This is a genomic window from Streptomyces sp. NPDC051133, assembly GCF_040682635.1.
GTDB lineage: Bacteria > Actinomycetota > Actinomycetes > Streptomycetales > Streptomycetaceae > Streptomyces.
Window position 1 is genome coordinate 17,778 of record NZ_JBFBBK010000017.1, and the last position, 23,184, is coordinate 40,961.

At 72.8% G+C, this 23,184-nt stretch carries 18 protein-coding genes and 1 pseudogene; 14 read left to right on the forward strand and 5 right to left on the reverse strand.

The window, feature by feature from the left end; all coding sequences use genetic code 11:
- Positions 1-9: 9 nt before the first annotated feature.
- Entirely contained in the window at positions 10-1,188 is a 1,179-nt protein-coding gene (locus tag AB0N17_RS18870) for an acyl-CoA dehydrogenase family protein (protein ID WP_366012482.1), read from the forward strand.
- 619 nt (positions 1,189-1,807) lie between these two features.
- On the opposite strand, the gene AB0N17_RS18875 is transcribed toward AB0N17_RS18870, so the two are convergent.
- Positions 1,808-2,293: a MarR family transcriptional regulator gene (locus AB0N17_RS18875; RefSeq protein ID WP_366012483.1), complete on the reverse strand. Its 486-nt coding sequence runs from the start codon at positions 2,291-2,293 to the stop codon at positions 1,808-1,810.
- Positions 2,294-2,440: 147 nt separating this feature from the next.
- On the opposite strand from AB0N17_RS18875, the gene AB0N17_RS18880 reads away from it, so the two are divergent.
- The 6 genes from AB0N17_RS18880 to AB0N17_RS18905 all read left to right on the forward strand — a co-directional run bounded on the left by AB0N17_RS18880 (position 2,441) and on the right by AB0N17_RS18905 (position 7,895).
- Positions 2,441-3,601 (forward strand): PP2C family protein-serine/threonine phosphatase, encoded by a 1,161-nt coding sequence (locus AB0N17_RS18880; protein ID WP_366012484.1) that lies wholly within the window; start codon positions 2,441-2,443, stop codon positions 3,599-3,601.
- A gap of 154 nt (positions 3,602-3,755) precedes the next feature.
- Positions 3,756-4,649, forward strand: a complete 894-nt coding sequence (locus AB0N17_RS18885) for an STAS domain-containing protein (protein ID WP_366012485.1) — start codon at positions 3,756-3,758, stop codon at positions 4,647-4,649.
- Positions 4,646-5,074, forward strand: coding sequence for an STAS domain-containing protein (locus tag AB0N17_RS18890; protein WP_366012487.1), 429 nt, complete (start codon positions 4,646-4,648; stop codon positions 5,072-5,074). Before AB0N17_RS18885 ends, AB0N17_RS18890 begins: the two co-directional genes overlap by 4 nt.
- Complete coding sequence (locus AB0N17_RS18895) at positions 5,071-5,520, forward strand: anti-sigma regulatory factor (RefSeq protein WP_366012488.1); 450 nt, start codon at positions 5,071-5,073, stop codon at positions 5,518-5,520. Before AB0N17_RS18890 ends, AB0N17_RS18895 begins: the two co-directional genes overlap by 4 nt.
- Complete coding sequence (locus tag AB0N17_RS18900) at positions 5,517-6,575, forward strand: SpoIIE family protein phosphatase (protein WP_366012489.1); 1,059 nt, start codon at positions 5,517-5,519, stop codon at positions 6,573-6,575. The genes AB0N17_RS18895 and AB0N17_RS18900 overlap by 4 nt, the downstream gene beginning before the upstream one ends.
- Before the next feature lie 111 nt (positions 6,576-6,686).
- Complete coding sequence (locus AB0N17_RS18905) at positions 6,687-7,895, forward strand: PP2C family protein-serine/threonine phosphatase (RefSeq protein ID WP_366012490.1); 1,209 nt, start codon at positions 6,687-6,689, stop codon at positions 7,893-7,895.
- A 33-nt stretch (positions 7,896-7,928) separates the two neighbouring features.
- Here the strand turns inward: AB0N17_RS18905 and AB0N17_RS18910 are convergent, their stop codons facing one another.
- From AB0N17_RS18910 to AB0N17_RS18920, 3 genes are all read right to left on the reverse strand, one after another.
- The gene (locus AB0N17_RS18910) at positions 7,929-8,444 is read right to left on the reverse strand and encodes a MarR family transcriptional regulator (protein ID WP_366012492.1); all 516 of its coding nucleotides are present in this window, start codon (positions 8,442-8,444) and stop codon (positions 7,929-7,931) included.
- A gap of 106 nt (positions 8,445-8,550) precedes the next feature.
- Entirely contained in the window at positions 8,551-9,438 is an 888-nt protein-coding gene (locus AB0N17_RS18915; protein ID WP_366012493.1) for a YihY/virulence factor BrkB family protein, read from the reverse strand.
- A gap of 81 nt (positions 9,439-9,519) precedes the next feature.
- The gene (locus AB0N17_RS18920; RefSeq protein ID WP_366012494.1) at positions 9,520-10,728 is read right to left on the reverse strand and encodes a phospholipase D-like domain-containing protein; all 1,209 of its coding nucleotides are present in this window, start codon (positions 10,726-10,728) and stop codon (positions 9,520-9,522) included.
- A 230-nt stretch (positions 10,729-10,958) separates the two neighbouring features.
- Here AB0N17_RS18920 and AB0N17_RS18925 point away from each other — a divergent pair.
- The 7 genes and pseudogenes from AB0N17_RS18925 to AB0N17_RS18955 all read left to right on the forward strand — a co-directional run.
- Positions 10,959-11,450: pseudogene (locus tag AB0N17_RS18925) on the forward strand (oxygenase MpaB family protein); the annotation flags it as partial.
- A 150-nt stretch (positions 11,451-11,600) separates the two neighbouring features.
- The gene (locus AB0N17_RS18930) at positions 11,601-13,799 is read left to right on the forward strand and encodes a serine/threonine-protein kinase (RefSeq protein WP_366012495.1); all 2,199 of its coding nucleotides are present in this window, start codon (positions 11,601-11,603) and stop codon (positions 13,797-13,799) included.
- Positions 13,800-14,040: 241 nt separating this feature from the next.
- On the forward strand, positions 14,041-15,378 hold the full coding sequence (locus AB0N17_RS18935; RefSeq protein ID WP_366012626.1) for a S8 family serine peptidase: 1,338 nt from the start codon (positions 14,041-14,043) through the stop codon (positions 15,376-15,378).
- Between the two features lie 9 nt (positions 15,379-15,387).
- On the forward strand, positions 15,388-15,663 hold the full coding sequence (locus AB0N17_RS18940; protein WP_366012496.1) for a hypothetical protein: 276 nt from the start codon (positions 15,388-15,390) through the stop codon (positions 15,661-15,663).
- Between the two features lie 121 nt (positions 15,664-15,784).
- Positions 15,785-17,350: an NAD(P)/FAD-dependent oxidoreductase gene (locus tag AB0N17_RS18945; RefSeq protein WP_366012497.1), complete on the forward strand. Its 1,566-nt coding sequence runs from the start codon at positions 15,785-15,787 to the stop codon at positions 17,348-17,350.
- Between the two features lie 106 nt (positions 17,351-17,456).
- A complete protein-coding gene (locus AB0N17_RS18950; protein WP_366012498.1) occupies positions 17,457-18,569 on the forward strand; it encodes a nitronate monooxygenase family protein in 1,113 nt (370 codons plus the stop codon).
- The gene (locus AB0N17_RS18955; RefSeq protein WP_366012499.1) at positions 18,566-20,116 is read left to right on the forward strand and encodes an acyl-CoA synthetase; all 1,551 of its coding nucleotides are present in this window, start codon (positions 18,566-18,568) and stop codon (positions 20,114-20,116) included. Before AB0N17_RS18950 ends, AB0N17_RS18955 begins: the two co-directional genes overlap by 4 nt.
- Positions 20,117-20,144: 28 nt before the next feature.
- On the opposite strand, the gene AB0N17_RS18960 is transcribed toward AB0N17_RS18955, so the two are convergent.
- Positions 20,145-23,030, reverse strand: coding sequence for an AAA family ATPase (locus AB0N17_RS18960; RefSeq protein WP_366012501.1), 2,886 nt, complete (start codon positions 23,028-23,030; stop codon positions 20,145-20,147).
- Positions 23,031-23,184 lie beyond the last annotated feature (154 nt).

Here is a 23,184-nt window from a genome sequence, read left to right on the forward strand (position 1 = left end):
GGAGGCGCCGTGCACCTCGACCACACACCCGAGCAACAGCGACTGCGCGCCGAACTGCGCGCCTACTTCGCCCAACTGGTCCCGGACAACGCCTACGCCCGGTACGCCGACCCGGCGGCGCAGAAGCGGTTCTACCGCGACACCATCCGCCGGCTGGGCACGGACGGGTGGCTCGGCGTCGGCTGGCCGAAGGAGTGCGGCGGGCGCGGCATGACCGCGATGGAGCAGTTCATCTTCTTCGACGAGGCCGCCCAGGCGGGCGTACCGCTGCCGCTGATGGCGCTGAACACGGTCGGGCCGACCCTGATGCGGTTCGGCACCGAGGAGCAGAAGGCGTACTTCCTGCCGCGTGTCCTCTCCGGCGAGATCGACTTCGCGATCGGCTACAGCGAACCCGACGCCGGCACCGATCTGGCCGCGCTGAAGACCCGGGCCGTACGGGACGGCGAAGCGTACGTCGTCACCGGCCAGAAGATCTGGACGACCAACGGCGACACCGCGGACTGGGTCTGGCTCGCCGTGCGCACCGACCCGGCCGCCCCGCCGCACAAGGGCATCACCATGCTGCTCGTGCCGACCTCCGACCCCGGCTACTCGTGCACGGTCATCAACACCCTCGCCTCCCACGACACCACCGCCAGCTACTACGAGGACATCCGCGTCCCCGTCTCCCGGCGCGTCGGCGAGGAGAACCAGGGCTGGCGGCTGATCACCAACCAGCTCAACCACGAACGCGTCACCCTCGCCGCGCACGGCACCATGGCCATCCGCGCCCTGCACGACGTCCAGCGCTGGGCGCGGGAGACCAAGCTCGTCGACGGACGCCGCGTCGCCGACCTGTCCTGGGTGCGCCGGCTGCTGGCCCGCACCCACACCCGGCTCGACGCGATGAAGCTGCTCAACTGGCAGATGGTCACCGCCGTCGAGCAGGGCACGCTCACCCCGCAGGACGCCTCCGCCGTCAAGGTCTACGGCTCCGAGGCACGCCGGGACGCCTATGCCTGGCTCATGGAGGTCGTGGGCGCCGCGGGACCGCTGCGGGAGGGCTCGGCGGGTGCCGTCCTGCACGGCGAACTGGAACGCGGCTACCGCTCCGCGGTCATCTTCACCTTCGGCGGCGGCAACAACGAGATCCAGCGCGAGATCATCTCCTGGATCGGTCTGGGGATGCCACGGGTGCGGCGGTAGGAGCCCCCGGCCAAAGGGCCTGGCCTGCCGGCGGGCCACTCCCGCCGGCGAGGAGGTCCGCGTCGCGCGGCCGGGCGCGCATCTGCGCCCGGCCCTCGGGGCCGTAGGGGTCGATGGCGGTGCAGCGGAGGCCGGCGCCGGCGGTGTTGTACGTGACGCCGTGCGACAGGCGCAGGAGTGCTGGTCGGCGGCCGGGGTATCCGGGTGCTTGCCGGAGCCGGACCGGCGAGGGCCGGGGCCGATCGACCGGGAGGAGCGCGCCATGACGACGACCGTGCAGACCGCCGAGCAGGTGGGCGAGCCCGAGCTCGCCGACCCTCCGCGAGCGGCGCCGGAGCACACGCGGGGACTTCACCGCCCCCTGTGTCGAGTCCTTCCCGGCTGACCTCGCGTCCCGGACGCCCGCCGCTCCGTCGAGGCGTCATGGTTCTCGTGGCACAACAGTTGCCATTTGACAATTATGACCGTGAGGCAACAAAGTAGCGGACGTCGCACTGCACGGGGAAGGATCCGCAATGTTCCGGTGGGCGGGGAGCGCTCCGTGCGCCGGTCGTCCAGGCTTCGCGGCATCGCGGCGCTCGGCGGCGCGGCCGTGCACTCAGTCGGCCCGGGCGTGCACTCAGGCGGTCCGGTGTCCGGTGTGCGGGGCGTGTTCGTGTATCTGGGACGCCGCCGCGTCGCAGAACGCCTCCAGCCCCGCGAGGAACTGGGTGCGCTTGGCGGCGGGCATCAGCTCCAGCACGGCCTGCAACTCCTGCTCCCGGCGTGCCCGCAGGTCGTCGAGGAAGACGCGACCGCGGTCGCTGAGATGCAGCCGTACCTCGCGCCGGTCGCTGGGACTGACCTCGCGGTCGATGAAGCCGGCGGCCACCAGCCGGTCGCAGAGCCGACTGGTGGACGGAGGTGTGGAGGCGAGAGAATCGGCCAGAGAGCGCAGGTTGATGCCGTCCTGGTGTTCGACCATCAGGAGAACGCGCATCTGGGACGGAGAGGCCGGCGCGGTCGAGGCCCGGCCCCACAGGACTTCCAGCAACTCCACGGCCGTCAAGGTCACGCGCGCGACCTCGACGGATTCGGGGCGGGGGCGGAAGACAGTCACCGTCACACTCTCGCAGGCACCTCGGACGGTCGCCAGCGTACTAGGTGGCGGCAGCGGCAAGGGATGGGACGGCCGGTGCGGCCCGGATCGGGTGGCCTCGTCGCCTGGGCGAGGCTCGTGTGTGTCCGTCGAAAGATTGGTGTATCTGCCATCGTGAACAGATTTGTGACCGCTGAGCGTGCTCTGCGCACGGCGGCCCCCCACGAGTTGCTCGACGCCGTGCGTCATGTGCTCGTCCAGGAGTACGCGGCACGGTCCGTCGAGCTCTATCTGGCCGACTACGGCCTCACCGCGCTGCAGCCGGTGTCGGTGCTGCCCCTGACCGCGACTCCGGTCTCGGTGCACAACAGCCCCGCCGGCCGTGCGTTCGGTTCCCAGGAGCCGTTCGTGGAGGACGTCGACGGCGCTGCCGTGCACGTCCACCTGCCGGTCACGGTCCGCGGGGACCGGCTGGGCGTGCTGACGGTCACCCTGCCGGACGGGGACGGCGCGCGCGACCTGCTGGGCGAGCTCGCGGACATCGCCGAGGTGCTCGGGCACGAGGTGGTCGTGGCCGAGCGCGACACCGATCTCTACTTGCAGGCGAGGCGCAAGGACCGGCTGACCCTGGCCGCCGAGATGCAGTGGCAGCTCCTGCCCGGCCGCGCCTGCTCCCGCCCCGAGTACGAACTCGGCGCCCAGCTGGAACCGGCGTACGCGATCTACGGCGACAACTTCGACTGGTCCGCCACGGCGGACCGCCTCACGCTCTACGTCACCAACGGCATGGGGGAGGGCATCGAAGCCTCCCTGCTGACGAACCTCGCCATCAACGCCCTGCGCAACGCCCGGCGGGCCGGCATCGCCATCGACGACCAGGCGTGCCTGGCGGATCAGGCGGTGTACGCCCACTACCAGGGACGCTGCTATCTCTCGGTGCTGATGCTCGACTTCGACCTGGCGACGGGCAGGGCGAAGCTCGTGGACGCCGGCTCCCCGCAACTGCTGCGGCTGCGTGACGGCGTGGTCGAGCGCGTCACCTTCGAGGCGCAGCTGCCGCTGGGCATGTTCGAAGAGACCGACTACGTCGCCCAGGAGTTCCAGGTCGAGCCCGGGGACCGGCTCGTCTTCGTCAGTGACGGGGTGTACGCGGTCGCCTCGCCGGGCGGGGAGGCGTACGGAGACGCCGCCCTGGCCCGGGCGATCATGTCCACGCGCCTGCTGCCGGCCGCCGAGGTGCCGCGCGCCATTCTGCGAGAGCTGACCGGTCACCGGGGGCAGTCCGTCCCGAAGGACGACGCCCTGGTGCTCTGTCTGGACTGGCGCGGACGCTGAACCGCCGGCCGCCGGCCGTGTACGTGCCGTCGGCCGCGTATGTGGCGATGCTGTGTCGTTTCCCCGGCGCCGCCGGAAGCATTGCTTGTCATGTGGCAATAGTTGGCTGTGGTGTGCCGGTCGTGGCGCAGCGGCCTGTTCTCAAGGGGGGGCGATGCGGGTGTCGGAGCAGGCAGCGGCCGAGGCGGCGGCGCGGGAACTGGGAGCCTTCCTGGATCGCCGGCGTGAGCAGCTCGCCCAGCGGTGGGCGGACACGCCTCTGTTCCGTACGGTCTTCACCGTGTCCCGTGACGAGGCCGTCGAGGCGTGCAAGACCGTCGTGGACGCCCTGTCCGAGGTGGCGTCGAGCGGGCGGCTGGAGGACATCGCGGCCCCCGGGTTCGACGCGGCCCGCGAGCAGTTGGGACGTATGGCCGCCTCCCGTTCTCGCGGCGGGTTCACGCCGGCCCAGATCGCGGACGAGGCCGCCGGCCTGCGAGTGGCGGCCGTCGGGCTGCTGCGCGGCGAGAGCTCCGGCCCGGCCGATCCCGAGGCACAGGACGTACTGCTGGCTCTGACCGTGCTGATGGGTACCCTGCGTCTGGTGATCATGGACACGACGGTCAGCGCCGGCGAGGAAGTGATGGCGCGGCAGCGGCAGCAGTTGCTCGAAGTGGCGACTCCCGTGATCAGGCTCTGGGACGGCATCGTCGCGGTGCCCCTGATCGGCACGCTGGACAGTGCCCGCAGCCACGTGGTCATGGAGTCGCTGCTGCAGGCCGTCGTGGAGGAGCGGGCCCACCACGCGATACTCGACATCACCGGCGTCCCCACGGTCGACTCGCTCGTCGCCCAGCACCTGATGAAGACGGTCGCCGCGGCCCGGCTGATGGGCGCCGAGTGCATAGTCTCCGGCATCCGCCCGGCCATAGCGCAGACCATCGTGCATCTGGGCATCGACCTGGGTTCGGTCCTCACGCGCAACTCGCTGGCCGACGCCTTGGCCTACGCGCTCGACAGGCGGGGCGCACAGGACACACTCCGTACGGCCGGTGTCAACCCGCGATGACTCCCCCCCGTCCGGGCGACTCGGCCACGGTGCCGATCCTGGCCCTGGAGGGCATCCTGCTGGTCGGCCTTCAGGGGGAACCGCACGACGGTACGGCCGAGCAGCTGCAGCAGGACATCACCCACCGCGTCGCCCACAGCGCGGCGACCGGCGTGGTCATCGACGTCTCCGGCGCCGAGATCGTCGACTCGTTCCTGGGGCGGGTCATCGCCGAGATCGCGGCCGTCGCGCGCCTGCCGGCCGCTCGTACCGTCCTGTGCGGGATGCGGCCCGCCGTGGCGATCACTCTGGTCGAGCTGGGCCTGACCCTGCCCGGCCTGGTGACGGCGCTCGACGTCGAACGTGCTCTTGAGCTGCTCCGCAGTGGTCCCTGCGCCGCGAGTGGTCCCTGCGCCGCGCCGGGCGGACGAGAGGGGAGCACATGACACCGGCCTCCGAACTCGCCGCCACGACCAGCCTGCCCATCGGCTCGGACGCGGATCTCGCGTGGGTCCGTCACCAGGTGCGGCGCATCGCCGCCGAACTGGGATTCGGCCTCGTGCAGCAGACGAAACTGGTCACCGCGGCCAGCGAGCTGGCCCGGAACACGCTGGTCCACGGCGGTGGAGGACAAGTGAGGATCACTCCGTCGACCGATGGCCCGACACCGGGAGTCCGGCTGGCCTTCGCGGACACCGGCCCCGGCATCCGCGACGTCGAGCTGGCGATGACCGACGGCTACACCACCGGGGGCGGTCTGGGGCTGGGACTGAGCGGAGCCAAGCGGTTGATGGACGAGTTCACCATCGACACCGCACCCGGCCGGGGCACGGTCGTGACCGTCACCGCCTGGGCCGCCGGAATGCCAGGCGCTCCTGCGAGGTCCCGGTGACACGCGTCTGGGACATCCCGGTGCACGACTCGACCAGGGTGCGGGACGTGCGGGTGGCGACCGAGGAGGCCAGTACCCGCGCCCGCCTGGACGCCCACCGCACCGCGGTCGCCGCCCTGGTGGCCACCGAGCTGGCGACCAATCTGCTCAAGCACGCCGGTGGCGGCCGCCTGGTGATCGGCCTCGTGGAGCGTCCGGGAGGGGCCTGTCGTGGCCCGGCGGTGCAGCTCGTCTCCCTCGACCACGGCCCCGGCATCCGTGATGTCACCGCGGCCATGCGGGACGGCTACACGACCAGCGAGGCGTCCCTCGGTGCCGGTCTGGGCACCTGCCGGCGCATCTCCAGCGCGTTCGACCTGTACAGCACCCGTCGAGGCACCGTGGCGGTCGCCCGTATCGGCCAGGGCACCGCGGCCCAGGAGGACATGGCGCCCGCCTGCCGGGCCGGAGGGGTCGACGTCCCGCTCGGCCGGGCCGAGCACTCCGGTGACGCCTGGAGCTGCGTCCGCTCCGGCTCACGGCTGACCCTGCTGCTCGCCGACGGCCTGGGCCACGGAGCCAAGGCCGCTCAGGCGTCCGGCACCGCGGTCGCAGAGCTGCACCGCGCCGGACATCTGCCACCCGCGGAGATACTGCACCGGATGCACCCGGCACTGCGGCCCACCCGCGGGGCGGCGGTCGCCGTGGCCCAGCTGGACACGGAGACCCGGGAACTCGCGTTCGCGGGGGTCGGCAACACAGGTGCCCGGCTGCACACCGCCGGAGCATGGGAACACCTGGTCTCCCACCCCGGCATCGTCGGCGCGCAGTTCCCGGCGACGGTACCGGTTCGCCGCCTGCCCTGGAGGGCGGGAAGCCTGCTCGTCCTGCACAGCGACGGGCTGCCCGCCCGGTGGGTGCCGCCCGACGACCCCCACCTGCTCACCCACGACCCGGCAGTGGTCGCGGCGGCCGTCCTCAGGGACGCCAGCAGCGCCGCCAGCCCCGTACGCGATGACACCTGCGTGGCCGTCCTGGCCTGCGGTCACCCGGTCCGGCGCCCTGACTCCGCCTGACGTCCCGGGCATGCCACGTCTCCCCCTCCGGCGCACGGCTGCGCCGGCCGTCCCGGACCAGGAGCCGTTCGCGGTAGCGTGGCGGCCACAGGGGAAGAGGATGGAGACACCGTGAATGCCTCGGATCGGGTCCCGTCCGCGGAAGCCCGGCTGCGGATGGTTCCGCCGCACGCCCTGGTGGCCACCGCGGGCCGTCTGCTGGCCGAGGACTTCGGCGCCCGGCAGGTGACGCTCCTCCTCGCCGACTACGGCCTGACGGTCCTGCAGCCCGTCACCCATCTGCCGCACACCGGCGATCCGGTCTCCGCGCACGACGGCCCCGCCGGTACCGCTTTCACGACGCAGAAACCGGTGGTGGAAGTCACGTCCGACCCGGCCACGCAGCTGGTTCACCTGCCCGTGTCCGTCCGCGGTGACCGCCTCGGAGTGCTCTGCGTCCGCGTGCCCGCCACCTCGGCCGAGCCCGGCACGGTGCTCCGGCTCTGCGACTTCGCCACCGCGCTGGGCCATGAGGTCGTCACGGCCGCCCGGGACACCGACCTGTACCTCATGGCTCGCCGCACCCGCCGTCTCACTCTCGCGGCCGAGATGCAGTGGCAGCTGCTCCCGGGGCGAGGGTGCGCCCGCGACGAATACGTCATCGGTGCTCACCTGGAGCCGGCCTACGCCATCGGCGGCGACAACTACGACTGGTCCACCGGCGCCGACCACGTCACCCTCACCGTCACCGACGGAATGGGCCAGGGCATCGAAGCCTCCCTGCTCACCAGCCTCGCCGTCGGCGCGCTGCGCAACGCCCGTCGCGCCGGCATCGGCCTCGCGGACCAGGCGTGCCTCGCCGACCAGGCCGTCTTCTCCCAGTACGGAGGCAAGCTGTACGCCTCCACCCTGCTGTTGCGTCTCGACCTCGCCACCGGCACGGTCCGTGCCGTGGACGCGGGATCTCCGCAGGTCTACCGCCAGCGCGGTACGACGATCGAACACATCGAGCTCGAAGCCCAGCTGCCACTCGGCATGTTCGAGGAGACCCTGTACGAGGAGCAGACCTTCCAGGTCGAGACGGGCGACCGCCTGGTCGTCATCAGCACGGGCGTCCACGGCACCCGGTCAGCGGCCGGAGAGGTGTTCGGTGAGGTCGTTCTGCGCCAGATCCTGGGCGCGACCCGGCAGACCTCGCCGCACGAGGCGGCGCGCTCGGTCGTGGCCGGCCTGGTCGAGCACGTCGGCGACCAAGGGCTGGTCTCCGACGCCGCCGTCGTCTGCCTGGACTGGACCGGACGCGATGCCGGGACGACCCGAGGGATCGGGCGCGACCGCTGACTCCGTGCCGGCTTCGGCCGACGGGGGAGGCGATCAGTCCGGCGCGCGGAGGAAGGCCTTCATGCCACGGATCAGGGCCGACCGCTCCGCGGGTTCCATGGCCGCCAGCACCCCGGCCAGGGCCCGGGCCCGCCGGCACGCCACATCCCCCAGAACACGGCGTCCCTGACTTGTGAGCGTCAGCAGAACTTCCCGGCGGTTGCTCGGGTGAAGGGACCGTTCCAGCAACCCCGCCGCCTCAAGCCGGTCACAGAGACGGCTGGCGGTGGGCAGCCCTATGTCCAGTCGCTCCGCCAGGCCCGTGAGGTTCACCTCCGGTGCCGCCTCGACGGCCCGAAGCGCCCGCAGCTGGTGGGGGGACAACCGCACGGTCGCCTCCTGCGCGGCCACGGACCACAGGGTCGCAAGACGCTCCACGGCATCGGCGATCTCGCGTGCGCCGACGCTCGCATCTTCCCCCGACCCCTCCGCGCGGCCGTCGGCACTGCCGGGAAGAGTCACGAGCCCATCACTTTCCGTGAGATTCGGGTGGTGCAGGAGCAGGAACACCCCATATTCCATCGCCCTACCCGGGGAACCGGAGCCCAAGCAGTGTTTGCGGGGCACGACCACCCGACCGGGCCGAGCACCCGCGGGCCGAGCACCCCCGCGGGGGTCAGGGACGGTCCGTCGCAGGTACCGGACGATCGGTTCCCTCCCCATGCGCGGACTTCGCCAGCTCGGCGTTGAACTGCGCGCCGACGAGAAGGGCCAGGTTGGACAGCCACAGCCAGATCAGGAAGACCACGACGCCGCCCAGCGAGCCGTACAGACGGTGATAGGTGCCGACGTGGGAGGTGTAGACCGCCATTCCGAGTGAGACGGTCAGCAGGAGCACGACCGCCAGCGCCCCGCCCGGCGCCATCCTTCCCACGGAACGGGAGGAATCGGGGCCCGAACGGTAGAGGACGAGCACCAGGGCGACGGCCACCGCGGCCACGACCGGCCACCGCAGCGTGTCCCAGGCCGCCTGCGGCCCGGTACCCCAGTTCAGTGCCCGCCCCAGACGCCGGGTCAGGCCGCCGGTGAGGAACAGCGCCACGGTGGACGTCAGAAGAAGGCCGATCAGGACGAGGGCCGTGGCGATGATGCGCGGCGCGGTCCGCCAGACCGGCCGGTGCGCGTCGATCCGGTGCATGGCGTGCAACGCCCGGCGAAAGACGCTCAGATAACTGCAGCCCGACCACAGGGCTGCCGAACCTCCGAGAAAGACCAGCGTCCAGGCCGTCGAGGACTGTCCGGCCATCTGCCGCAGGGTGCTGCGCAGCATGGCGCGGGACGTGACCGGCACGGCCTGCGACAGGCGGTCGATGACCTCCGGCTTGGCCGTGGGCACGGTGAGCCCCAGGACCGAGAGGAGCACCAGCAGCAGGGGGAACAGGGCCAGCACCGCGTAATACGTCAGCGCGGCGGCCCAGTCCGTGACGTCGTCGTCCCAGATGGCGACCGGCGTCCGGCGCAGCGCCGCCCATGACCGCGCCGTCCGGCCGTCGACATCCTCCATGAGGCGGATGGTCTCACCTCCGCTGCTCGCACCTGGGTTCACTGAGGGGGCACCGTCGTCGTTCCGGGGATTCCGGCCGGCCTACAGGAAGCGCCGGACCGGGGTGACAGAGACCTCCTTGACGCGTTGAAGCAGTGCCCGTCGTCTCCATCGAGCGGGGTCGATGGCCGTGCTGCGCTTCAGGTCCTCGTCGTAGTCGCGGTCGAGCGCGGCGGTGAACTCCTCGTCCAGGACGGCGAGCATGACCTCCTCGTCGTGGTCCATGGACCGGCGGTTGAAGTTGGTGGATCCGATGAGCGCGGCGACCGAGTCCACGGTGATGATCTTTGCGTGCATCATGGTCGGCTGGTACTGGCGAATGTGCACGCCGGCCTGCAGCAGACGCGTGTAGCGGTGCTGGCCCGCGAGCTGACAGGCGCGCTGGTCGGTGTGCGGGCCGGGCAGCAGGATCTCGACACGGACCCCGCGACCCGCGGTCTCGCACAGCAGGTCGACGAAGTAGGAGTCGGGAGCGAAGTAGGCGGTGGCGAGCCGGAAACGTTCCTCGGCGGAAGTGAGCATGACCCGGATCAGGGTCTGCATGTCCTGCCAGCCGATGCTCGCCGAGCCGCGGACGACCTGCACCACCGACGAGCCGGGCTGCGGATGTTCCATGAAGCGGTCGCGGTCGTCGAAGAGTTCTTCGTGGCACTCGGCCCAGTTCTGCGCGAACGCGGCCGCTATGCCGTCCACGGCGGGACCCCGCACCCGGACGTGGGTGTCCCGCCACTCCGCGGGATTGCGGGCGTCACCGCACCATTCCTCCGCGATGCCCACGCCGCCGGTGAAGGCGGTGTGCTCGTCGAGGACGAGGGCCTTGCGGTGACAGCGGTGATTCTGCTTGAACGGAGACAGCCACACGGGCTTGCGGAACCAGGCCACCTGCACGCCCGCGGCGCTCATGACGTCCAGCAGCCGCTGCTCGATCTCCTTGGCGCCGAAGCCGTCGAGCAGCAGTCGCACCCGTACCCCGGCGCGGGCGCGGTCGGCGAGCGCGACGGCGAAGTCGTGGGCGATCTGACCCCGCCAGTACACGAACGTCATCATGTCGATGGTGTGCCGAGCCGCGCGGATCGCCTCGAGCATCGCGGGGAAGATCTCGTCCCCGTTGCGCAGGGGTGTCAGTTCGTTGCCTTCGGTGGCGGCCACGCCGATCAGCCGCTCCAGGCGGCGGCGCAGGCGTTGCTTGCGCGCCGCCGCGTCAGGCGTGCCGTCGTGAGCAGGGGGTGCCGGAATGCCGTCGAGTATCACGCCAACTCTCCCAAGGGGCCGTGCAGACAGAGCGTCGAGGGCTGCCGGACGAGCCCGAGGAACCACATGCCCGGTCGGCACCGCATCACTCCAGCCGGCCGCCGGCGCCTACGCCTCGGATCCGGGCCGTACGAATGGGACGGTCACCCCTTCGAGTGAATGATCCACGGACAATCCCGGCAGGAACTCACAAGTCGGCGGCGAAACGAGGTGACGACCGATGGCTGTGGTCACGTCTGCACGTGCTGCGCCGCTCCGGCTTCCCGCTCACCGACGCCCAGGCCGACCGGTACGTCGCCGAACACCGGGTCGGCGCCCGCCTGGTGGGCCTCGATCCGGCGACCGTGCCGGGCAGCCGCGCGGAACTGGCCGCCTACTTCGCGCGGGTGGGCCCCGAGCCGGCCGCGGGACCCGAGGCACGCGAGGTGGACGACTTCCTCCTCCGCCCACCGGCGCACCCGCTCCTCGTACCGGCGCGCGAGGTGCTGTGGCGGCGCGTGGCGCAGTTGGCCTACGCCGCGCTGCCGCCGTACGCCCACGAGTTGTACGGCAGGCCGGCCCCCGCACCCGCCACCGTCACCCGGCGGCTGCGGTCCGCGGGCGCCCTGCTGCGGTGCGTTCCCGCACGTGTGCGCCGGCAGCTCCCGCCCAAACACATCCTGCGCGCCGTGGCGAGGCCCGGTCCCCTGGTGCGTCCGGCACCGTACAAACTTGGACGATAGGCCGCCATACTGGACGAGCAGGGGGGTCTGTCGCGGATCGGACCGCGTGGCGGGGTCGGGTGCGGTCCGGCGACGGTGCCTTGGGGGCAGGGCAGGGCAGGGCAGGGCAGGGCGGGGCAGGGCGGACGGCGACGGGGGCGGCGGATCGCTATGGGGGAGAACAGGCTTGTTCAGGGCCGGTACCGGCTGCTCGACCTGATCGGGCGCGGCGGTATGGGCGAGGTGTGGCGGGCCCGGGACGAGTCCCTGGGCCGGCAGGTCGCGGTGAAGTGCCTCAAACCGCTCGGGCCGCATCTCGACCCGTCGGCCGGCCGGGTGCTGCGCGAGCGGTTCCGGCGCGAGGCCAGGGTCGCCGCCGCGCTCTCGCACCGCGGGATCACCGTCGTGCACGACTTCGGCGAGTCCGACGGGGTGCCGTACCTGGTGATGGAGCTGCTCGACGGCTGTGACCTGAGCCGGCTGCTGGAGGAGAACAAGGGGCATCCGCTGCCCGTGGACGACGTCGTCGACATCGCCGGGCAGGTCGCCGCCGCCCTCGCCCACACCCATCGGCAGGGCATCGTCCACCGGGACCTGAAGCCCGCCAACATCGTGCGGCTGGCCGACGGCACGGTGAAGATCTGCGACTTCGGCATCGCCCGCCTCGGCCACGACATCGGCGTCGCCGCCCGGCTGACCGGCACCGGCATCGCGCTGGGCACCCCGCACTACATGTCCCCGGAACAGATCGGCGCGGGCGAGGTCGACGAGCGCAGCGACCTGTACTCGCTCGGCTGTGTGCTGTACGAAATCGCCACCGGGGCACCGCCGTTCGACCTGGACGACCCGTGGTCGGTCCTCATCGGCCACCGCGACACCCCGCCCCGCCCCCCGCGCGAGCGGCGCCCGGAACTGCCCGCCCCGCTCGACCGGATCATCCTCGACCTGCTGGCCAAACGACCCGAGCAACGGCCCCACGACGCCCGGGAACTGCTCCGCCGCATCCAGACCGGACGGGCGGCTCCCCGGCCTGCCCCGGCCGTGCCGCCCCCGGTCCGGCCGCGGGCCGGCCGCCTGCCGTCCTGGACCCGCGGCATGACCACCGGCCACAAGGCGGTCGGCGCCGGGCTCGGTGCCCTGCCACCCGATCCCGGCGCCGCCCTGACCGGCCGGTGGGCGACCCGTCCGGCGGGCACGGCGGTCGCGGTGCTGTCCGAGCCGCCGCCGCAGGCGCTCGCCGCCCTCGACGCACGGCACGGTGAGGGCGTCCGGCTGGCCAGCCTCGGCCGCTGGGCGGAGGCGGGCGAGATACACCGGGCCGTGGCCGCCGAGCGGGCCGCGCTGCTCGGCCCGGAGCACCCCGACACCCTGACCGGCCGCTACCAGGCCGCCTTCGCCCTGGTCCGCGCCGGACGCGCCGCCGAGGCACTGCCCGCCTGCACGGACGTCGCCGAGGCCAGAGCGCGGGTGCTCGGCGCCGACCATCCCGACACCCTCGCCGCCCGCCAGGAGACCGGCTACGTCCTGGGCCGGCTCGGCCGCCACTTCGAGGCGCACGAGGTGTACACCGCGGTGCTGGCCGCGCGGATGCGCACCATGGGTCCCGACCACCCGGACACGCTGCGCTGCCGGCACAACGTCGCCTGCACCCTGGGCCGGCTCGGCCGCCCGGACGACGCCCTGCGCATGGCGCTGGAGGTGGCCGCGGACCGGGCCCGGGTGCTCGGCCCGGACCACCCCGACACCCTGGTCTCCCGCTGCGAGGTCGCCTACGCCCAGGGCCGGTCGGGTCGCTGGGAGGAGGCCCTGCACGGGTACCGCGAGGTCGCCGGGGCCAGGGCGCGGGTGCTCGGCGCCGACCATCCCGATACCCTCGCCGCCCGCTACGAGACCGCTCTCAGCCTCGGCCGCCTCGGCCGCAGCGCGGACGCCCTGAGCCTGTACCGCGCGCTGACCGAGGACCGCACCCGCGCCCAGGGCCCCACCCACCCCGAGACCCTGCGCGCCCGGCACGGCCTCGGCGTCAACCTGGGGCGGCTCGGCCGCTGGGAGGAGGCCCTCGCCGAGGCCCGTGAGGTGTGCGTGCTGCGCGAGCTCGTCCTCGGCCCCGGCCACCCGGACACCCTCGTCAGCCGCCGCGAGGTCGCGGTCGCCCTCGGCTGGCTGGGCCGCTGGACGGCGGCGCTGGAGGAGTACCGCCGGCTCGCGGCGGTCCGCGAACACCTCCTCGGCCCGGACCACCCCGACACCCTCGCCGGCCGCAGCGACGAGGCCCACTGCCTGGAGCGCCTGGGCCGGAACACGGAGGCGTGGGAGCTGTACCGCAGGGTCGCGGTGGTCGGGCGCCGGCACGCGTTCGGCGGGCGCTGACACCGGGGTCGTCACGGCTGCCGCCGAACTGCCTTTGGCATGTGCCAATGGTATTTCGCCTGTTTGGCGGTGCCGTCGGCCGGCGCCCCCTGAGATGGTGACTCGCGTCCCGGTGGAGCGAACCCGGCGACCGGCCGGTCGGCCACCGGTGGGATCCCACCTTCCGCAGAGGCGGCCCGCGCGCCGGATCCAAGGATCGGCGCCGCCGCCCGCACAGCGTTTGGAGCCAAGCGTGCGTGTCATGATCCAATTGCGGCCCGAGCCCGATGTGGTCGCGGCCGTCATCGACCCCCAGGTGAGCACCACCGTCGGCGAGATCGCCGGTGAGCTGCCCGGAATCGCGCTCGACCCGCAGTTCGAGCCGGTGGCCGTGCCCCGGCCGCAGCCCGCGGCGCCGGGAGCGGACCCCCTGTCGCTGGAGTCCGTCCGCTACTCGATGGCTCCCGAGCACGCCGGCGTCGTCGTGCGCGGTGAGATCCAGGACTACGACGTGGCCAGCCGCTACGCGATGCTGTCCGCGGCCCGCCGCGACATCGTCGGCATCTTCTCCGACCCGGTCATCGAGACGCTGCCGACCTGCGGCGGCGAGGGCCCGGTCGGCGACTGGCACGACATCCAGAACAAGCTGACCGACCACCTGAAGTCGGAGGGCATGGACGGCGACGGCGTCGCCCTCGCCATCCTCGACACGGGGATCAACGTCGCTCACGTGACCGAGGTCCTCGGGCAGGACGTGACCGTCGACGAGGCCCGCAGCTGGAAGCCGGACGGGGTCACCGGCACCTTCGGCCGCTTCCCGGTCGACCACGGCTCGATGTGTGCCTTCGACACCAGGATCACCGCCCCCAGAGCCACCCTCCTCGACCTGCCCATCCTGCGCCCGAAGCCCCTGCTCGCGCTGCTCACGGACGCCGTCAAGGCCTTCGCCCACCTGCGGACCGTCCTGGACGGGATGCCGCAGGAACGGCGCGCGCTGGTGGTCAGCAACAGCTGGGGCTCCTTCGACCCGCGCGGAGACTTCCCGCCGGGCCACCCCGGCAACTACTCCGACAACCCCGCGCACCCCTTCAACCTGGCCGTCAGCGCCCTGGTGGAGGCCGGCGCGGACGTCCTCTTCGCCGCCGGCAACTGCGGACGGGAGTGTCCCGACGTCCGCTGTGCCTGGCCCGACCGCTCGATCAACGGCGCCAACTCGCACCCCAGCGTGCTGTCCATCGGCGGCGTCGACCTCCGCGGCGCCCGCGTGGGCTACTCCTCGCAGGGGCCGGGCCGGCTCAGCCGGCGCAAGCCGGACGTCTGCACGTACACCCACTTCGCGGGATCGAAGGCGTTCGGGCCGGACGAGCCCGACAGCGGGACCTCGGCGGCCTGTCCCGTGGCGGCCGGTGTGGTGGCCGCGGTGCGCTCCCAGCTTCCCGTCGCCGAGCTGTCCCCGGCCGAACTGCGCGTCCTGCTGCGCCGTACGGCGGACGACCTCGGGATGGCCGGCTTCGACTTCGACTACGGGTACGGCACGATCGACGCGGCCGCCATCGTCGAGGCGGTGCGCCGCCGCAGGAAGAACGGCCGTCATCGCTGAGGAGACGTCATGACCCAGGGCCCCACCGTCCTCGTCACGGTCACCCTGCCCGCCGGGGCGACGCTGGACGACGCCCTGCGCCGGTACGGGCTCACGCCCGCCGAGGCCGACGAGGCGTACGGACTCGTGTCCGTGGACCCGGCCCAGGGCCTGTACGCGCTGCTGGTCACCGAGGAGGCGGCCGCGCGCATCACCGGCAGTCCGGGCGTGTCGGGCCCGTACGCCAATCCGTCCATCGAGCCGTACGGTCCCCCGCGGTCGGGGCCCGGGGGCGACGGACGATGAACGACGCGCCGTGGGCCGGCCGGGGACCGGTCCACGGCGCGGGCCGGCCGGCCACCGGACGGGCCGGGGGCCGCTGGAACGCGCCCTCGCCGAACGGGATCATCCTGTGTTACGAAGAACCATGTCTGCCAACGAGGGATCCCGCGCGTACGACGCCGTCATCGTCGGCGGTGGCCACAACGGCCTCGTCGCCGCCGCCTACCTGGCCCGGGCCGGCCGCACCGTGCTGGTGCTGGAGCGGCTGGACCACACGGGCGGTGCCGCCGTCTCCACCCGCCCGTTCGCCGGCGTCGACGCACGCCTCTCGCGCTACTCCTACCTGGTCAGTCTGCTGCCGCGGAAGATCGTGCGCGATCTCGGGCTGGACTTCCGGATCCGCTCCCGCACCATCTCCTCGTACACGCCCGTGGAGCGGGCCGGGCGGCCCACCGGACTGCTCGTCGGGGGCGGCGAGCAGCGCACCCGGGAGGCCTTCGCCCGGCTGACCGGCACCGAACGCGAGTACACGGCCTGGGAACGCTTCTACGGCATGACCGGCCGGGTCGCCGAGCGGGTCTTCCCGACCCTCACCGAGCCCCTGCCCACCCGTGACGAGCTGCGCCGCCGCATCGACGACGAAACCGCCTGGCGCACGCTGTTCGAGGAGCCGATCGGCGTCGCCGTGGAGGAGAACTTCCACGACGACCTGGTCCGGGGCATCGTCCTCACCGACGCCCTCATCGGCACGTTCGCCGACGCCCACGATCCCACGTTGGCCCAGAACCGCTGCTTCCTCTACCACGTCATCGGCGGCGGCACCGGCGCCTGGGACGTGCCGGTCGGCGGCATGGGCGCCCTCACGGACGCCCTCGCCGCAGCGGCCCGCACCGCCGGGGCGGTCGTCGCCACCGGGCACGAGGCGGTCCGGATCGACACCGACGGACGACGGGCCGAGGTCACCTACCGCACGGCGGACGGCGAGGGAGTCGCCGCCGCCCGGCACGTCCTGGTGAACGCCTCCCCGCAGGAACTGGCCGCCCTCACCGGCGACCGGGCGCCCGAGCCGGCCGAGGGCGCCCAGCTCAAGGTCAACATGCTGCTCGAGCGGCTGCCCACGCTGCGCGACCCCGCCGCCGACCCGCGCGAGGCCTTCGCCGGCACCTTCCACATCGCCGAGGGCTACGAACAGCTCGCCACCGCCCACGCCCAGGCCGCCGCCGGCGAACTCCCCGCCACCCCGCCCTCGGAGATCTACTGCCACTCCCTGACCGACCCCACCATCCTCGCGCCCGAACTGGCCGAGCGCGGCTACCAGACGCTCACCTTGTTCGGCCTGCACACCCCGGCCCGGCTCTTCGACCGGGACAACGACGGCGTCCGCGAGGAGCTGCTGAAGTCGACCCTGGCCCAGCTCGACGCCCACCTCGCCGAACCCCTCGCCGACTGCCTGGCCACCGACGCCGACGGCCGCCCCTGCATCGAGGCCAAGACCCCGCTCGACCTCGAACGGGACCTGCGGCTGCCCGGCGGCAACATCTTCCACCGGGCCCTGTCCTGGCCCTACGCGCAAGCGGACACCGGCCGTTGGGGCGTGGAGACGGGCCATGCCAACGTCCTGCTGTGCGGCGCGGGGGCCGTGCGCGGGGGAGGGGTGAGCGGGGTGCCGGGGCACAACGCGGCGATGGCCGTGCTGGAAGCGACCGCGTGACGCCGGAACCGAATCTGACGGGACAGAGAATCTGACGGCACAAAGAATCTGACGGAACGTCAGAACGGGTCTTCCGTCAGCGGGGCGGCTGCGGCATCCTGCGCCCATGCAGACGGAGTTGAGCAAGCGCCTGGGAATCGAGCACGCCGTCTTCGGCTTCACGCCGTTCCCCGCCGTCGCCGCGGCCATCAGCCGGGCCGGCGGCTTCGGGGTGCTCGGCGCGGTCCGCTACACGGCCCCGGAGGATCTCGAACGCGACCTCGACCGGCTCGACGCGCACGCCGACGGGAGACCGTACGGGCTGGACGTGGTCATGCCCGCGAAGAAGGTGGAAGGGGTCACCGAGGCGGACGTCGAGGCGATGATCCCCGAGGGGCACCGGCAGTTCGTGCGCGAGACCCTCGCGCGGTACGGCGTCCCCGAGCTGGCCGAGGGCGAGGCGTCCGGGTGGCGCATCACCGGCTGGATGGAGCAGGTCGCCCGCGCCCAGCTCGACGTCGCCTTCGGCTACCCGATCCGGCTCCTCGCCAACGCCCTCGGCTCCCCGCCCGCCGACGTCGTCGCCCGCGCCCACGAACGGGGTGTGCTGGTGGCCGCCCTCGCGGGCAGCGCCCGGCACGCCCGCAAGCACCGGGAAGCCGGCATCGACATCGTGGTCGCGCAGGGCTACGAGGCCGGCGGCCACACCGGGGAGATCGCCACCATGGTGCTCACGCCCGAGGTCGTGGAGGCCGTCGGCCCGCTGCCCGTCCTGGCGGCCGGCGGCATCGGCAGCGGACAGCAGGTGGCCGCCGCCCTCACACTCGGCGCTCAGGGGGTGTGGCTGGGTTCCCTGTGGCTGACCACCACAGAGGCCGATCTGCACTCGGCCGCCCTCACCCGCAAGCTCCTCGCCGCGGGGTCCGGTGACACCGTCCGCTCCCGCGCCCTCACGGGCAAGCCCGCGCGCCAGCTCCGCACCGAGTGGACCGACGCCTGGGACGACCCGGCCGGACCCGGCACCCTGCCCATGCCACTGCAGGGCCTGCTGGTCGCCGAGGCGGTGTCCCGCATCCAGAGGTACGAGATCGACCCGCTGCTCGGCACGCCCGTCGGCCAGATCGTCGGCCGGATGAGCAGCGAACGCAGCGTCCAGGCCGTCGTCGACGACCTCACCCGCGGCTTCGAGCGGGCCGTGGACCGCATCAACCGCATCGCCGGAAGGAGCGGCCAGTCGTGAGCACACCCCCCGCAGGTTTCTGGGCCCAGGCCGCCCAGCACCCCGACCGCACCGCCCTCGTCGGCCCCGACGGCGAGGAGTGGACCGCCGGCCGTCTGCACGGCGCCGCCAACCGGCTTGTCCACGGGCTGCGCGCGGCCGGCCTGGAGCGCGGCGACGCCTTCGCCGTCGTCCTGCCCAACTGCGTCGAGTTCCTCACCGCCTACCTGGCCGCCACCCAGGCCGGCCTCTATCTGGTCCCCGTCAACCACCACCTCGTCGGCCCGGAGATCGCCTGGATCGTCGCCGACTCCGGTGCCAAGGTGCTCATCGCCCACGAGCGGTACGCCGGTGCCGCGCGCGCCGCCGCCGACGAGGCGGGCCTGCCCGCCACCCACCGCTACGCGGTCGGCGAGGCCGACGGCTTCCGCCCGTACGCCCGGCTCCTCGACGGACAGCCGGAGTCCGCGCCCGCCGGCCGCGAACTCGGCTGGGTCATGAACTACACCTCCGGTACGACCGGACGCCCGCGCGGCATCCGCCGCCCGCTGCCCGGCAAGGCGCCCGAGGAGGCCTATCTGGGCGGCTTCCTCGGCATCTTCGGCATCCGGCCGTTCGACGACAACGTCCACCTCGTCTGCTCGCCGCTCTACCACACGGCGGTGCTGCAGTTCGCGGGCGCGTCCCTGCACATCGGCCACCGCCTGGTGCTCATGGACAAGTGGACCCCCGAGGAGATGCTCCGCCTCATCGACACCTACCGGTGCACCCACACCCACATGGTGCCCACCCAGTTCCACCGACTGCTCGCGCTCCCGCGGGAGGTGAGGGCCCGTTACGACGTCTCCGCCATGCGGCACGCCATCCACGGCGCCGCCCCCTGCCCGGACCATGTGAAGCGGGCCATGATCGACTGGTGGGGGCACTGCGTGGAGGAGTACTACGCGGCCAGCGAGGGCGGCGGTGCCTTCGCCACCGCCGAGGACTGGCTGAAGAAGCCCGGCACGGTCGGCAGGGCCTGGCCGATCAGCGAGCTCGCCGTCTTCGACGACGACGGCAACCGGCTCCCGCCCGGCCGGCTGGGCACGGTCTACATGAAGATGAACACCGGCGGCTTCTCCTACCACAAGGACGAGGCCAAGACCCGCAGCAACCGCATCGGTGACTTCTTCACCGTGGGCGACCTCGGCTACCTGGACGAGGACGGCTACCTCTTCCTCCGCGACCGCAAGATCGACATGATCATCTCCGGCGGGGTCAACATCTACCCGGCCGAGATCGAGTCCGTGCTCCTGGCCCACCCGGGCGTCGCCGACGCCGCCGCCTTCGGCATCCCCCACGACGACTGGGGCGAGGAGGTCAAGGCCGTCGTCGAACCGGCCCCCGGTCACGAGCCGGGCCCGGCCCTGGCCACGGCCCTCCTCGACCACTGCGCCGAGCGGCTCGCCGGCTACAAGCGGCCCAAGAGCGTCGACTTCATCGCCGAGATGCCCCGCGACCCCAACGGCAAGCTGTACAAGCGACGGCTGCGGGACCCGTACTGGGAGGGCCGGACGCGGGCGGTGTGACCGCCCCACGGCACCGGCGGCGCCGGGTTCACGCCTGAAGGAACCCGGCGAGGCCGACGGCGTCGGTGCCGATCTTGCGGTAGACGCTGGACAGCAGATGCCGCACCCCCTGCTCGGTGAGGCGCAGTTCCTTGGCGACGACGGCCGCGGAGTGTCCCTGCACGGTCAGTTCGGCGGTACGGCGCTCCTGCGCGGTGAGCGTGTCCGCCTGCGCGTACCGCAGCGGCAACGGACGCATTCCGGACGCGGAGAGCTGCGCCCTGGCCCGGGCGGCGAGCGCCTCGGCCCCGCAGTGGACGGCTCCCTCCAGCCCTCGGTAGAGCCGGTCGGCGGCCTCCTGCAGCCGCCCGTGGCGGGACAGCGCCGCGCCGTGGCCGACCTGGGCGCGGGCGAGTTCGTAGGCGGCGGGCGACTGCTCCAGGTGGTCGACGGCCTCCGCGTACAGGTCGAGCGCCGCCGGCCCGCCGGTCACCTCCGCGAGCGTGTGCAGGGCCTGGCCGACGGCGGAGGCGGCGCCGAAGTCCCGGGCGCGCTTCACGGCGTCCCGTGCGTGGCCGGCCGCCCTGTCCGGGGCCGTGGGGGCGAGCGCGGAGGCGAGGTGCAGCTGCCACGGGCACCAGGCCGGGTTCCGCCAGCCCCGCTTGTCCAGCCAGTCTCCCACCGAGGACAGCAGCGGTGCCGCCTCGGCGTGGCGTCCCTCCGCCAGCAGCAGCTCCGCGTACACGGTGCGCGGGTCGGGGTAGATGACGGCGTTCGGCGTCATGTCACCGAAGTGGTGCTCGTCGGCGAGGGCGCGCGCCTCGACGACCCGCCCACGGGCCAGCAGGGTCTGGATCAGGACGCTGACCCCGTACCACCGGGCGGCCACCACCCCGTCCACCTTGTCGGCGGTGCGCAGCCCCTCCCGGACCAGGTCCTCGGCCTCCGCCAGGCAGCCCCGGTGGTAGCGGACGTAGCCGGCGATGGTCTGGCCGAAGGCGAGATGGGAGCCGTGCCAGCCCTTGCCCGCGCACTCGGCGATCCCCTTCTCGAACAACTCCTCGGCCCGGCGCGGCCGGTCGCCGTACATGAACACCAGCGCGACCGACAGGGGTACCTCGAAGCCCCGGTTCTCGTCGGTCCAGCTCATGCCGCCGCGCAGGGACTTCTCGGCGTACGCGAGGGCGGTCTGCCGTGGTTCGCCGCGCAGGACGGCGTCCCAGGCCCGCAGCCCCAGGATGTAGCGCTCCTCCAGACTGCGGCCGGGCAGCTGCTCGGCGAGACGCGCCAGCCTCCGGGAGCGGGCGGGTGAGTCGGGATCGTCGGCACGCATCGTGCTCCACACGAACTGATCCGCCTGCATCCGCAGTTTGACCCGCGGATTCGTGGCCTGCTTCGCCTCCTCGGCGGCCACGGTCACTGCCTCGGCCAGCCGGTCGGTGTGGGCCAGCGCCGTCGTCAGCCGGTAGACGACGGAGGCGCGCAGATCGGGGTCGACGTCGGGCTCGGCCAGCGCCTCGCGCAGGTAGCGCACCGTGGCCGTCGGCTCGATCAGGAAGGTGGCGCACGCGAGTTCGTGCAGGACCGCGGCACGGTCCTCGGGCTGGGGCGGCTCCTGCAGCGCGCGGGTCAGCAGCCGCCGGGCCGACTCGGTGGCCCCGGCGCGCAGGTACTCGCGAGCGGCCTCGCGCAGACACGCGACCGTCTCGGGGCTGCCCTCGCAGGGCACCTCCAGCAGATGCCGGGCGGCCGCCGTGGCGCCGTACCCCGCGGTGAGGACGGCCTCCGCCGCCGCGTTGTGCAGACCGGCGCGGAAACCGGTGCGGATGGACCGGTAGATCGTCGTGGCGATCAGTGGGTGGACGAACTCCAGCTCCCCCTCGGGGCCGTGCCCCTCGGAGAGGATCCGGGCCGCGCGCAGCTGCTGGGTGGCCTCGGCGGTGGCCTCGTCGCCGAGCACCGCGATGGTCGCGGCGAGCCGCGGCGAGAAGGGCGAGCCCAGGACGGCCGCGGTGTGCGCGAAGCGAACGGTCGCGGTGCCGAGCCCTTCCAGCCGCTCGATCAGCCCCGGGCCCTTGATCGCCGCGGCGAGCTCACGCATCGCGGGCAGGTCGCTCACGGTGCCGGTCAGTCTCCGCTCGGCGAGCCCGAAGGCGAGCTCCACCGCCTCGAACGGGCTGCCGCCGGTGGCCGACCAGCACTCCTTGCAGAACACGTCCTCCGCCGCCGCGCCGATTTCCTTCCTGATGATCCGGGCCACGCCGTCGGCGGTGAGATGCGCCAGGCCGTGGGGGCGCTCCCCGTGATCCCCGGCGAGCGCGCGCAGTTCGCGCGCCTCGGGCGGCAGCTCGTCGGGCCGGTAGGCGACCACGATCAGCAGGGGAAGGTCGTCGACCCGCGACGCGAACGAGACGAGCCAGCTGAGGGATTCGGCGTCCGCCCAGTGCAGGTCGTCCAGGAAGAGGACGACGGGCGCCTTCTTCATGGTGAGCCGGGTCATGACCCAGTCGAGGCCTTCGCGGACGCCGGTCGGGTCCGGTGCGGGGCCCTGCGCCTCCAGACCGAGCACGGCGGCCATGACGTCGTACCAACTGCCCAGGAAAGCGCGGAGTTCCGGCCCCTCCATCCTGGCCAGAGAGGGCTGCACCACCTGGCGCACCACCCGGAACGCCGACCCCTGTTCCTTCTCGCCGCCCCGGCCCGACAGCACGGTGAATCCGCGGGCCGCGGCCCGGTCGCGGGCTTCCGTGAGGAGCGCCGTCTTGCCCAGTCCGGCGGGCCCGCTGAAGGCGAGCAGACCCCTGCGCCTGGCTCGCGGCACGCCGTCGGTGGTGCGTCGCAGCTCCCGGAACGCGGCGTCGAGGGCCTGGAGTTCCCGTCGGCGCTCGATCAACGTCCGTTGCTTCGTGACCGGGTGCCGCGGCTCCGTCGCCATGTGCCGTACCGCCTTCTGTCGCTCGGCTCGCGGAGCCGAGCGTACGCCCCGTCCCGGTGGGTCAGCCCGGTTTGGGCACCAAAGGGTGAATCACGGACCGCAGGTGGGAGAATGCCCATCCGTGGGGTAGGACCCACTGATGGGCATCTCCCGG

Coding starts and splice junctions, on each gene's coding strand:
- AB0N17_RS18885 (WP_366012485.1), top strand. CDS start 3,756: ATGCGGGTGTCGGAGCAGGCAGCGGCCGAGGCGGCGGCGCGGGAACTG.
- AB0N17_RS18890 (WP_366012487.1), top strand. CDS start 4,646: ATGACTCCCCCCCGTCCGGGCGACTCGGCCACGGTGCCGATCCTGGCC.
- AB0N17_RS18895 (WP_366012488.1), top strand. CDS start 5,071: ATGACACCGGCCTCCGAACTCGCCGCCACGACCAGCCTGCCCATCGGC.
- AB0N17_RS18915 (WP_366012493.1), bottom strand. CDS start 9,438: ATGGAGGATGTCGACGGCCGGACGGCGCGGTCATGGGCGGCGCTGCGC.
- AB0N17_RS18930 (WP_366012495.1), top strand. CDS start 11,601: ATGGGGGAGAACAGGCTTGTTCAGGGCCGGTACCGGCTGCTCGACCTG.
- AB0N17_RS18935 (WP_366012626.1), top strand. CDS start 14,041: ATGATCCAATTGCGGCCCGAGCCCGATGTGGTCGCGGCCGTCATCGAC.
- AB0N17_RS18940 (WP_366012496.1), top strand. CDS start 15,388: ATGACCCAGGGCCCCACCGTCCTCGTCACGGTCACCCTGCCCGCCGGG.
- AB0N17_RS18945 (WP_366012497.1), top strand. CDS start 15,785: ATGTCTGCCAACGAGGGATCCCGCGCGTACGACGCCGTCATCGTCGGC.
- AB0N17_RS18950 (WP_366012498.1), top strand. CDS start 17,457: ATGCAGACGGAGTTGAGCAAGCGCCTGGGAATCGAGCACGCCGTCTTC.
- AB0N17_RS18960 (WP_366012501.1), bottom strand. CDS start 23,030: ATGGCGACGGAGCCGCGGCACCCGGTCACGAAGCAACGGACGTTGATC.